Consider the following 11,521-nt stretch of genomic DNA (forward strand, 5'->3'; position numbering starts at 1 on the left):
CGTACCACGAAATAGTCGCGCGCCGATCCTCACGGATCGGCGGAAGGACAAGACAGCATTAATAACCATTCTACTTAAAGCGCGCTCTGAATAATCGCGACCAACCTTCGCGTAATACGGTCAACCAAAAAGTCATCGATAGGCATCTGTCGATTGTGTGCAGCGTCAATAAGTGCCCCTGTTATCGTGCACAGGTCATCTGCCAGAATTTTTGCAGTGTCCTCCTGAACAATTCCCTGGCACTTGAGGAACGACGCAACAATCGCGCAAAGCTCAGCCGCTACCAGCAGATGATCCGCTTCCAAAGAAAGAGCCGCCTCCAACCGATCAAGCCGGACCGTAAACGATGGACGGCTCTTGTCCGCCTTCACGGCAGCGACGACCAGACAGCGCACACCCTCGGAAAGTGGCAACGAGCAAGCGGTTTCGAGTAATGACGCAACATCATCGACCAGTGTTTCCCTTACCCGACGACTAAGTGCCGCGACGACGCTCTCCTTGTTCTCAAAATATTGGTAGAGCGTGGCAATTCCCACGCCAGCACGTTCGGCGATAGCGTTGGTACTGAAACTTCGTCCCGTTTCCAGAAGCTGAGCAGTCGCCTCTAAAATAGCGTCGATCGTCGCTTCTGAGCGTGCCTGATGCGGCCATTTCCTTGGCGCAAATGACAGGTCGGCTCCCTCTACGAAAATACGAGTAACGCCACCGGCGACCATACCATTACTCTTGGATGCCTCTCGTTTTCCTTGCGGAGTCACCATGATCACCCCCCTCTTTCGTCCACAATTCGCACCGCAGATTCAGTGTGTGATTGATCGCCTTTATTCCGAGACACTCTCGCAAGATCCAGCGATACGCCAATTGGCGCAAGCCAAAGGACTGACACATGACGGCCAGCGTGGTTTCTACGAGGCCATGAAAGATGCCAGACTACCCGTTACGCCCGAGTTCGGCGCCCTGCTCTATATTCTGGCGCGCAGCACCAGCGCCCAACATATCATCGAATTCGGCACGTCCTTCGGTGTTTCAACATTATTTCTCGCAGCGGCTTTACGCGACAATGGCGGGGGCCGACTGGTGACATCGGAACTTCTCCCCGACAAAGCAGAAAGGGCTTCCGCCAACCTGCGGGAGGCAGGATTGGCGGACCTCGTGGACATTCGCATCGGAGACGCCCGCGCCACGTTGTCGCGTGACCTTCCTGAGTCGATCGACCTTATCCTGCTGGATGCGTCTAAAGGGCTCTACCTTGATCTCTTACTCCTGCTGGAGCCTGCATTACGGAAAGGCGGCCTGGTAATCAGCGATCGCGCCGATCTCGATGGTGACGACGGCGGTCGCGCAGCAGCCTACCTTTCCTATCTGACAACCCCGGCTAACGGATATCGCATGGCCAGCATCACTACACAGGCGTTGGGACAAACCTTCGCTCACGACGTAGCGGTGCGCGCCTGATTATCCGAAAAACAACAGGCAATGTCATTACGTATTCATTATGGCTCTTTTTGCGATCATTTACCCCTCTGAGCGCTCCACAACGAAGCGAGACAACGCGGCGCTCCGCACCGCGAGCGGCGCGGCCCTCACGGGCCGCACGTTAATTCATGATTCATGTAATGCACATCACGCCATTTCGTGATGCGCGCTTCGCACTATGCAAACAGGAATCCCGCCAAGGATCATCATCTGTCACCCCCACGGAGCCCGCGAAGACAGGAGATCGCCCACCATGCCGATCGACATCTGGCAGTCCGAGACTGATCTGGTCGCACTGAAACGTCTGGACGACGCCGGGCTCGCAGGTGCCTTCATGCGGCGCTGGCGCTCCTATCGCGACGATTACGCCGAGACATTCAGCCTGGTCGCGGCGGGAGGCCCCGATCCCGGCGGTGAATGGGACGTTTTCTGCCAGCGCTGGAGGTTGCGTTTTCCCGCATGACCCGGACACTCCCGTCACCCGCGTTCCCATCATATGGCAAAGCCGCGCCACGACCAGCGTCATCAACCTGACATCTGCCCTCGACGTCTTCGACCCGCCGCCATTGCCCGCTTTCTCGGGCATAGGAAAACAGGTTCTTAATAGAGCCGACCGGCTGGGACAGGTCGTCGTGCTGGCCAGCGGCGGCTCTACCTTTACCCTCTCGCTGCATGGAAAGTGGAACGCCGCTACTCGCCCGGCCATCCATCTCCCTCTCGATCCCCATTATCGCCGCCGATCGGACGAAGCCTTGCGGTTCTCTGCCGTCGTGCTCGGCCACCGCCTGCCAGCGCGCCATCCTCGCCGGATCACTCCCGCTCGCCAGCGCCAGCTTGTCCTGCGCCTGCACGCCTACGATCTGACCGACGCGAGCGCGAGCCTGCGGCAGATCGCCGCGACGTTGCTCGACTCATCTGCCCTGACGATGCCCGATGATGTGTGGCGCGATTCGTCCCTGCGCACCATGGCCCGTACGCTCCGCGACGAAGGGAGCGCCCTCGTTCACGGAGGTTATGTGAGCCTTCTGGACGGGCTTTGACATATCCATTCCTACGCCTGCCCACGACAGGGCGCGCTTTTGGGGTGGAGAAATTCGCGCGCGTCATTTCCTCCACTCCCTGACGGCCTTTTTCCCGACAGCCTCCCGTAAGCGCCACCGCTTCACGCCCTGAAGCGCGCCGCGCCGACAGGAGGTTTCCATGACCCACGACAAACCAGCGTCACCACCCGCGCTGACGCTGCCACCGCCGCGCCCGGTCCCCGCGCGCTTCCTGCGCGACTATCTGCGCACCACCGAGGTCGCCGAACTGCTCGGCCTCTCGCCTCGCACCCTGGAGAAATACCGCTGCATCGGCGAAGGACCGGCCTTCCTGAAGCTCGGCCAGCGCGTCCTCTATGCCCGTTCCGACGTGGAAGCCTGGCTTCAGGCCCATCGCTGCGCCCACACCTCCGATGGCACCTATACCGCCGTCATCGACGCGCGGCGCGCCCGGAGGCAGGAACCATGACCGGCATGGATGCTTCCGACGCCGCCCTGTTCGGTCTGACCACGGTGGAACTGACCTTTATCGAGAAGCGGGTCGAACACTGGATCAGGTTCGGTCAGCCGGTCTCCGACAAAGTGCTGGACAAGCGCCGCCGCCTGGTCGCCTTCGCGCCGGGCAGCGTGTTCGGCTTCATCCGCTGGGCCGCCAACGATTACGGGACCGTCGTCTCCTGTTTCGACATCGTGCGCGCGGCGGAACCGGGTGCCGCCTTCCAGACCGTGCCCTTCGTGCGCCCCGGCGGTGAACTGCTGCTGAACGTGTCCGGCTGGCCCAAGGTCCGCCGCGTGCTGGAAGAGATCGACGCCATCGAGGAACTTGGGCTGCACCCCGCCGAAATCTGCCCCGATCACTGGCGCGTCCTCAATGGGCGCATCGCCGCCAACGTGGCCTCCCGCCCCTATACGCGCGCCATGCACAAGGCATGGCTGGCGCGAAAGAGGCTCGCGTCATGACCCGGCGCTCCGCCCTGGCCGCGACGTTCGTGGGGATCACCATCGTCACGGCATCCGCGTCCCTTCATGTCGCGCCCCGGCTGCTCTGGAACGAGACAGCCAGCGTTCCAGTCGGACTGTATCGCGTCCAGTCCGGCAACCCGCTCCATGTCGGGGACATCGCCGCCCTGCGTCTGCCCGACCAGCTGGCACTATTGCTGGCGCTGCGCGGCTATCTGCCGTTCGGCGTCCCGCTTCTGAAGCCCGTCGCGGCCTTGCCGGGGCAAAACGTGTGCCGCACGAAAAGCGCCATCAGCATCGGCGGTGCGCATGTCGGCGACGCGCTGACCAGTGACCATCGCGGACGCCCGCTGCCCGTCTGGCAAGGGTGTCACCGGCTGGGACCGGACGAGGTTTTCGTCATGAACCTGGCAGAACCCCGCAGCCTCGACGGACGGTATTTCGGCCCCCTTCCCGCAACCGCCGTGATCGGGCGCGCGATTCCGGTCTGGATCACCACCGGGCGGGCCGAATCTCATTCGTACGGGATGCCGTCACCCGTGCTGCTGCCCCCGCCGCAACAATGAATCCCCAACAGGAAAGACCATTCCGATGATCCATCTTGGCACCTTCACCCGCACCGAGAGCGGGTTCTTCGGGCAGATCACATCGTTCCTCATGGCCGACGATCTGGCCATCGTCCCCAACGAAAACCGCAGTTCCGAAAACGCGCCCGATTATCGCGTCCTGCGCGGTCTGGACGACGAGGGGATAGAGGTCGGCTGCGCCTGGGCGCGGCAGGGCGAGCGCATCGGCCTGTGGCTCGCCGTGATGATCGACGATCCCCTGTTCGCACGCCCGCTGCGCATCCGGCTGATGCCCGACCGTAACAGCGCCGACAGCTTCCGGCTGGTCTGGAACCGGCCCGAGTGGCGTCATGGTCCGCGCTGACTCCTGCCCCGAAAAACCTGTTTCCCTGTTCGCGAGAAGACAGGCTCGTTTCCCCGCCCTGCTCGACACCGGCCATGCCATCGCGCGCAGCTTCGGTCCTGGGCGGTCGTCAGACCGGCGCGCCAGCGCCTTGTCCTGGTGGGAAGCGAGCACGATGGCAGGCTTACGGACAGCGGGAGCACCGGCGCTCATGTTGCTGCCGATTTGCGGCGGTCTTGCGGCATCTTTGCAGACCGCCAGCGCTTCGCCGTTCGATGCCTATGTCAGCGAGGCGGCCACGCGGGCGAACATCCCGCCCGCGTGGATCACGGCGGTGATGCGCGCGGAGAGCCAGGGTGATGCCTCAGCGGTATCACCCAAGGGGGCGACGGGCCTCATGCAGATCATGCCCGGCACATGGCGGGAACTGCGCGCGACGTTGAATCTCGGTGCTGATCCATACGATCCGCACGACAATATCATCGCAGGCGCGACATATCTTCGCTGGCTGCATGACCGCTACGGCGATGCGGGTTTTCTTGCCGCATATAATGCCGGGCCAGGGCGGTATGAGCAGTTTCTGACAGCAGGGAAAACGCTGCCCGACGAGACGAAAAAATACGTTTCCAGAGTCATCCGCCTGCTGCGTGGAGAGTCGATTGGCAGCACGATTTCTGATGCGGATTTCGTCAATCAATCGCACGCCGAAATGCCATCTGGAAATCGGCTTTTTGTCGGCCCGTTTGCACCCCAAACCGTCGTCCAGAACGCGCCCGAGGTGATGCCTGTTTCTGATCACGTGATGCGATTTGTGGCCCCAACTCATGGCCTGTTCGTCTCCGTTTCGCAAAGGAGCATGCCGTGACGGAGGATTTACGGCATATGAGGGGAAAACTGCCATCCCATCGGGAGCGGTTCGGGTGTGCGTCGGAAGTTGGGGTGATCGGGAAACGTGAAGAATTAAGAGGGCAAGATAAAATGGCTTGCCACGTCGGGCGACGAAGCGCGGTCGCGCTTCGTCTTCTTGTGTGCATGGCGGGTCGGTCGTGTGCAGGGTTTCAGGTTTTGCCCTGCTTCCCTACGGGGTTTTCCTGCACAGGGAGGTTCTGATGGCCCGCGATGAGGATTTCCGGGTCCGTCCGGGTCACATCCGGAGCACGGGAAACGCGGCCCGGCCCCGAACCTTTCTGGCGCAGGTGCTTCATGCCTCCCGCCGCGCAGGCGGAGGGGCTGGCGGCAACCCCGGAAAGGGAAAAGGCAGCAGTCCGCGCTCCGGCCCCTCGACCTTCGGGCGAGGCCATTCCCGTTTTGGCAAAAGCCGCCTGTTCGACGCCCATCGCCGCGTCACCGTCAAGGCTCGCGTGGTGCGACAAAGTGGGCGCGGCGCGCGTCCCGGATCGCTGGCCGATCATCTCGCCTATCTGCGTCGGGATGGCGTCACCCGCGACGGCGAGAAAGCGCACCTGTTCGGGCCGGATGGTCAGGAGGTGGACGCACAGGATTTTGCTGCCCGTTGCCGGGATGACCGACATCATTTCCGCTTCATTGTGTCGCCCGAGGACGCGCCGGAGATGGCCGACCTCGACGGCTTCACGCGCGACCTCGTGACGCAGATGGAAGCCGATCTCGGCACGCGCCTGGACTGGGCCGCCGTGTCGCACTGGAACACCGACAATCCGCATGCGCATCTGATCGTGCGTGGCGTCGATCAGGCCGGGGCTGATCTGGTGATCGCCCGCAACTACATCAGCCACGGGCTGCGTTCGCGCGCGGAGGATCTGGTGTCGCTCGAACTCGGCCCACGCGCCGAACACGAGATCGAAGCCGCGTTGCGCCAGGATGTGACAGCGGAACGCTGGACCCGGCTCGACGCCGAATTGCAGCGTCATGCCGATGAGCTGGGCATCGTAGACCTACGACCCGACACTGGGGACGCTCGCGGCCTCGGGCAAAATGCAGCGCATCGCGCCTTTCTCACCGGCAGGACGCAAACGCTTGAGCGCATGGGGCTGGCCACGCCGGAAGGACCGGGTCGGTGGTCGCTTGCCCCCGGCATGGCGGACACGCTGCGCGAGATGGGCGCGCGCGGCGACATCATCAAAACCATGCACCGCGCCATGACGGAACGAAGCCGGGAGCGGGTGATGTCCCCCGGCGATTACGTGATCTCGGGGCGCGATCAGCCTGTCACCCTGACGGGACGTCTGCTGGAACGTGGGCTGCACAACGAACTGACCGGCGAAGCCTATGCCGTGATCGACGCCACGGACGGGCGCGTACATCATGTCCGCTTCCCCGGCGTCGAGGCGTTCCGCGATGCCCCCCGCGACAACGGCATCGTGGAAATCCGCACCGCGACCGGCAGGACGAACGGAAAGGATTATCTCGTGCTGTCCGCCCGCTCCGATCTGGACCTTACGGCCCAGGTCAAAGCGCCGGGGGCGACATGGCTGGATCATCGGCTGGTAGAGCGCCAGCCCATGGAACTCGCCCGCAGCGGCTTCGGGGCCGAGGTGCGACACGCCATGCAGGAGCGCACCCGGCATCTCGCGGAACGAGGGCTGGCGTCATTTCAAGAGGACGGGTCCGCGCGCTATCAGAGAAACCTTCTGGCAACGCTCCGACAGCAGGAACTCGATCAGGTCGGCGCGAAACTCGCGCAACAAACTGGCCTGCCCTATGAGCGCAGCGTTCCGGGCCATTTCGTCACCGGCCAGTATGTGAAACGCCTCAGCCTGTCCTCGGGGCGCTTCGCCATGATCGATAACGGCATGGGATTCCTGCTTGTGCCCTGGGCACCGTCGCTGGAGAAACAGCACGACCGGTATGTCGATGGCGTCGCCCGTGATGACGGGGGAGTCGACTGGCGGCATGACCGAAAACGCGACCTCGGGATCAGTATGTGAACCACGCTGCCCGTTCTTTTCACGCTGTCGCCCGCCTCGGTACACTCGACGCAGTTTCGGTCTTGTTCCAGGAAAAGTTTTTCGGTCACATCATGGCTTTTCATGGAGGGTTTCCATGCGTGACCGCCTGAACGTCTCCCTGCCCGTCGCCATGATCTCGCAGATCGGTGATCTTGCCGCACGCCGGAAGGTGACGCGCTCCGCCGTGGTGGAGGCGGCGGTCGCCTCGCTCCTGTCACCCGATAGCGCAGAGAAAAGCGAAGCCGCCCTGACACGGCGACTGGACCGTCTGACACGGCAGATGCAGCGCCAGGAGCGTGACCTGATGATCGCGCTGGAAACGCATGCCCTGTTCATCCGCTTCTGGCTGGGCCAGACGCCGCCCCTCCCTGCCGAAGCCCAGGCCGCCGCCAATGCGCTGGGCCAAGAACGCTTCGCCCGGTTTCTGGACACGCTGGGGCGACGACTGTCTCAGGGGCGGTCGTTCCGCGACGACATTCCGCTCGATATTCCCGCCATGCGTCAGCAGCCCGCTGAAAACAAGGACACATCGCCTCCGTCCCAGTCGTAACCCTGCGCCAGTCCCACGAACGGCATGGCGACAGAATTGCCCTCATGAGAGAGCCGGAGCCCCTTATTCGCGTTCACATGGGCAAATCAGCCTCACTATTAGATTTTCTACTAACATGAATAATCTCAATGAGATCCGCCACATAATGTGACAACTCCAGAAAGCATGTTACGCTGCAATATATTGGCGGAGGAATTTTATGTCGTTTCCAGCAACTGTATTCAACGTATTGATTGCATCACCATCCGACGTTCCAAAGGAACGCCAAGCTATTTCAGACTGCCTGCACGCATGGAATGCGTTGCACTCGAAGGATACCGGGAAAGTATTACTTCCAGTAATGTGGGAGTCTCACAGTGCGCCATCTATGACCGAAAGAGCGCAGGGAGTAATAAACGAACAGCTCGTTCGCTCATGTGACATGCTTATAGGCGTTTTTTGGACCAGGCTCGGCTCACCAACTGGGAAAGCAAAAAGTGGCACAGTTGAAGAAGTCAACTGGTTTATGCGCCAGAAAAAGCCCGTGATGTTGTATTTCTCTAAAGCGCCAATAGACCCTGAAAAATTGGACACAAAACAATTTGAAGAACTCAAAGAATTCAAAGCGTCCCTTATGTCAAAGGGATTATTGGAGCATTACACTAGCGTCGAAGATCTTGAGCACAAACTATCACGTCAAGTAACAATCATAATGCGTGAAATAAATGTTACATCCGTAGTAGACACAAAAGCTGTAAAAAGAGCGATTGAAATTGAAGCGGAAGGTGACAACGAACAACCTACTGGAACTGATATATTTTTAGAAAACTACACAGAAAAATCATTCATTTCTGTTGGTAATACGATAAAATGGAGAGACGAGTTAAAAGAAATTGGGGGCTCATGGATTAAGACAAAGCGTGGTTTTTCCACTTGGTGTTTTTCCAAGAAAAAATTGTCTGCTGTTGCCTCTGTCATAGGTATTCCAGCTACCCTTCGAGAGCCGCCGAATGCCTAATATCTATAGCAATGTCGCTAGGCTCAAGAAGGATGCGTGTTTTGTAGGCCTGGCCTTTTATGGGGCCGCCCTTACACATCGCAATTGTATCGTCCAAATCGCGACCTGAGAACCGTAATCCGATTCGCGCCCTTCCCGGCCAACCAGCGCCGCGCTCCATGCGACGGCCTGCTACGCGGGATTTCTCCGCCGAATGATTCCTATATGATTCCAGTTGGCATCGTAGAACGCAGAAAGCCCGCTCGGAGAGCGGGCTAACTACTTGATTTTATTTGGTAATTTTGGTTGCGGGGGTAGGATTTGAACCTACGGCCTTCAGGTTATGAGCCTGACGAGCTACCGGGCTGCTCCACCCCGCGGTGGTATTGGTGATGTTGGTATTGTGGGAGTGGTGAGTGGGCTAGGGGACCTGGCGGCGACCGACTTTTCCGCACCTTGAGGTGCAGTATCATAGGCGCTGAGGGATTTCACGGCCGAGTTCGGGAAGGGATCGGGTGTAGGGCCCTCGCAATGGCCACCAGGTCTTCTAGCCCACCCAGTCTTTTTGAGAGTGGGTGGAGGTTGGTGTTTTATGAGTGTGGCTGATTTCTGTGCATGTGTTTGATGTGAGAAGTATGAGCGATTAGGACCGGTTAGCTGCATGCATTACTGCACTTTCACACCCGGCCTATCAACGTGATGGTCTGTCACGGCTCTATGAGACCTCGTTTTGAGGTGGGTTTCCCGCTTAGATGCTTTCAGCGGTTATCCCGTCCACACTTAGCTACCCGGCTGTGCCACTGGCGTGACAACCGGTGCACCAGAGGTATGTTCATCCCGGTCCTCTCGTACTAGGGACAAATCCTCTCAAGTCTCTTACACCCACGGCAGATAGGGACCGAACTGTCTCACGACGTTCTAAACCCAGCTCACGTACCACTTTAATCGGCGAACAGCCGAACCCTTGGGACCTGCTCCAGCCCCAGGATGTGATGAGCCGACATCGAGGTGCCAAACCTCCCCGTCGATGTGGACTCTTGGGGGAGATCAGCCTGTTATCCCTAGAGTACCTTTTATCCGTTGAGCGATGGCCCGTCCACGTGGGACCACCGGATCACTATGGCCGACTTTCGTCTCTGCTCGAACTGTCATTCTCGCAGTCAGGCGGGCTTATGCCATTGCACTCGACAGCCGGTTTCCGACCGGCCTGAGCCCACCATCGCGCGCCTCCGTTACACTTTGGGAGGCGACCGCCCCAGTCAAACTGCCCACCATGCAGGGTCCCGGACCAGGCTTACTGGTCTCGGTTAGACATCAGAAAAATTCAGGGTCGTATTTCAAGGGTGGCTCCACCGGTGCTGGCGCCCCGGCTTCAAAGCCTCCGACCTATCCTACACAGGATTTTCCTGATGCCACTGCAAAGCTGCAGTAAAGGTTCATAGGGTCTTTCCGTCTGACCGCGGGTACCCCGCATCTTCACGGGGAATTCAATTTCGCTGAGTCGATGCTGGAGACAGTGGGGAAGTCGTTACGCCATTCGTGCAGGTCGGAACTTACCCGACAAGGAATTTCGCTACCTTAGGACCGTTATAGTTACGGCCGCCGTTTACCGGGGCTTCAATTCAATGCTTGCACATCTCCTCTTAACCTTCCGGCACCGGGCAGGCGTCAGGCCCTATACGTCATCTCACGATTTCGCAGAGCCCTGTGTTTTTACTAAACAGTCGCTACCCCCTGGTCTGTGCCACCCAACCATGGTTGCCCACGATTGGGTCTCGTTTATCCCGAAGTTACACGAGCAATTTGCCTAGTTCCTTCAGCATCGTTCTCTCAAGCGCCTTGGTATTCTCTACCAGTCCACCTGTGTCGGTTTCGGGTACGGTCTATACGCCAGAGCTATTTCCTGGAATGGTCGAAAAGCCTGTTCAATCCGATAAGGACAGACAACATTTCTCATTCGTCACTTCTGGCAGGCCTAGGAATATTCACCTAGTTCCCATCGACTACGGCTCTCGCCCTCGCCTTAGGGGCCGGCTCACCCTGCGTGGATTAACCTTGCGCAGGAACCCTTGGACTTTCGGCGACAGTGTTTCTCGCACTGTTTGTCGCTACTCATGTCAGCATTCGCACTTCCGATATCTCCAGAGGGGGTCACCCCGCCTCCTTCGCAGACTTACGGAACGCTCCGCTACCGCGCATTCATAAGAATGCACCCACAGCTTCGGCACGTGGCTTGAGCCCCGTTACATTTTCGGCGCAGGGTTTCTAATAGACCAGTGAGCTATTACGCTTTCTTTAAAGGATGGCTGCTTCTAAGCCAACCTCCTGGTTGTTTTGGAATCCCCACATCCTTTCCCACTTAGCCACGATTTAGGGGCCTTAGCTGGTGGTCTGGGCTGTTTCCCTCTCGACAATGGACCTTAGCACCCACTGTCTGTCTGCCGGGCTATACTCCTGGGTATTCGGAGTTTGGTTAGGTTTGGTAAGGCTTTGGGCCCCCCTAGCCCATCCAGTGCTCTACCCCCCAGGGTAAACACCCGACGATCTACCTCAATAGATTTCGCGGAGAACCAGCTATCTCCGAGTTTGATTGGCCTTTCACCCCTAGCCACAGCTCATCCCCGACTTTTTCAACAGGCGTGGGTTCGGCCCTCCAGTGCGTGTTACCGCACCTTCAGCCTGG

At 59.4% G+C, this 11,521-nt stretch carries 12 protein-coding genes, 1 tRNA gene and 2 rRNA genes (1 of these 15 running past the window's edge); 11 read left to right on the forward strand and 4 right to left on the reverse strand.

Annotation, left to right across the window (positions count from 1 at the left end; genetic code table 11):
• Positions 1-74: 74 nt before the first annotated feature.
• On the reverse strand, positions 75-761 hold the full coding sequence (locus tag M2305_RS00965) for a TetR/AcrR family transcriptional regulator (protein ID WP_264648316.1): 687 nt from the start codon (positions 759-761) through the stop codon (positions 75-77).
• Between M2305_RS00965 and M2305_RS00970 the strand changes: the two genes are divergently transcribed.
• The 11 genes from M2305_RS00970 (at position 760) to M2305_RS01020 (ending at position 8,859) form a co-directional block, all read left to right on the forward strand.
• A complete protein-coding gene (locus M2305_RS00970; protein WP_264648317.1) occupies positions 760-1,455 on the forward strand; it encodes an O-methyltransferase in 696 nt (231 codons plus the stop codon). The two genes, M2305_RS00965 and M2305_RS00970, sit on opposite strands and share 2 nt — an antisense overlap.
• Positions 1,456-1,729: 274 nt before the next feature.
• The gene (locus M2305_RS00975) at positions 1,730-1,939 is read left to right on the forward strand and encodes a transcriptional regulator domain-containing protein (protein WP_264648318.1); all 210 of its coding nucleotides are present in this window, start codon (positions 1,730-1,732) and stop codon (positions 1,937-1,939) included.
• On the forward strand, positions 1,890-2,516 hold the full coding sequence (locus tag M2305_RS00980) for a DUF2285 domain-containing protein (protein WP_264648319.1): 627 nt from the start codon (positions 1,890-1,892) through the stop codon (positions 2,514-2,516). The genes M2305_RS00975 and M2305_RS00980 overlap by 50 nt, the downstream gene beginning before the upstream one ends.
• A gap of 160 nt (positions 2,517-2,676) precedes the next feature.
• Positions 2,677-2,985: a helix-turn-helix transcriptional regulator gene (locus M2305_RS00985; RefSeq protein ID WP_264648320.1), complete on the forward strand. Its 309-nt coding sequence runs from the start codon at positions 2,677-2,679 to the stop codon at positions 2,983-2,985.
• A 5-nt stretch (positions 2,986-2,990) separates the two neighbouring features.
• Positions 2,991-3,476, forward strand: a complete 486-nt coding sequence (locus M2305_RS00990) for a DUF2840 domain-containing protein (RefSeq protein ID WP_264649911.1) — start codon at positions 2,991-2,993, stop codon at positions 3,474-3,476.
• Positions 3,473-4,042: a S26 family signal peptidase gene (locus tag M2305_RS00995; protein WP_264648321.1), complete on the forward strand. Its 570-nt coding sequence runs from the start codon at positions 3,473-3,475 to the stop codon at positions 4,040-4,042. The genes M2305_RS00990 and M2305_RS00995 overlap by 4 nt, the downstream gene beginning before the upstream one ends.
• Positions 4,043-4,067: 25 nt before the next feature.
• Positions 4,068-4,406 carry a DUF736 domain-containing protein gene (locus M2305_RS01000; RefSeq protein ID WP_264648322.1) on the forward strand — a complete coding sequence of 113 codons (339 nt, stop codon included), beginning with the start codon at positions 4,068-4,070 and terminating at the stop codon, positions 4,404-4,406.
• Positions 4,393-5,250: a lytic transglycosylase domain-containing protein gene (locus tag M2305_RS01005; RefSeq protein WP_408871453.1), complete on the forward strand. Its 858-nt coding sequence runs from the start codon at positions 4,393-4,395 to the stop codon at positions 5,248-5,250. Before M2305_RS01000 ends, M2305_RS01005 begins: the two co-directional genes overlap by 14 nt.
• 244 nt (positions 5,251-5,494) lie before the next feature.
• Positions 5,495-7,291 (forward strand): relaxase/mobilization nuclease domain-containing protein, encoded by a 1,797-nt coding sequence (locus M2305_RS01010; RefSeq protein ID WP_264648323.1) that lies wholly within the window; start codon positions 5,495-5,497, stop codon positions 7,289-7,291.
• Between the two features lie 115 nt (positions 7,292-7,406).
• A complete protein-coding gene (locus M2305_RS01015; RefSeq protein ID WP_264648324.1) occupies positions 7,407-7,862 on the forward strand; it encodes a CopG family transcriptional regulator in 456 nt (151 codons plus the stop codon).
• Positions 7,863-8,061: 199 nt separating this feature from the next.
• A complete protein-coding gene (locus M2305_RS01020; RefSeq protein ID WP_264648325.1) occupies positions 8,062-8,859 on the forward strand; it encodes a DUF4062 domain-containing protein in 798 nt (265 codons plus the stop codon).
• A 282-nt stretch (positions 8,860-9,141) separates the two neighbouring features.
• Here M2305_RS01020 and M2305_RS01025 read toward each other — a convergent pair.
• The 3 genes from M2305_RS01025 to M2305_RS01035 all read right to left on the reverse strand — a co-directional run.
• Positions 9,142-9,218, reverse strand: a tRNA-Met gene (locus M2305_RS01025).
• Between the two features lie 48 nt (positions 9,219-9,266).
• Positions 9,267-9,381 (reverse strand): 5S ribosomal RNA (gene rrf, locus M2305_RS01030).
• Positions 9,382-9,461: 80 nt separating this feature from the next.
• A 23S ribosomal RNA gene (locus tag M2305_RS01035) occupies positions 9,462-11,521 on the reverse strand; it runs 677 nt beyond the window's last position.

It is taken from the genome of Gluconobacter cerinus, assembly GCF_025961355.1.
Classification (GTDB): domain Bacteria; phylum Pseudomonadota; class Alphaproteobacteria; order Acetobacterales; family Acetobacteraceae; genus Gluconobacter; species Gluconobacter cerinus.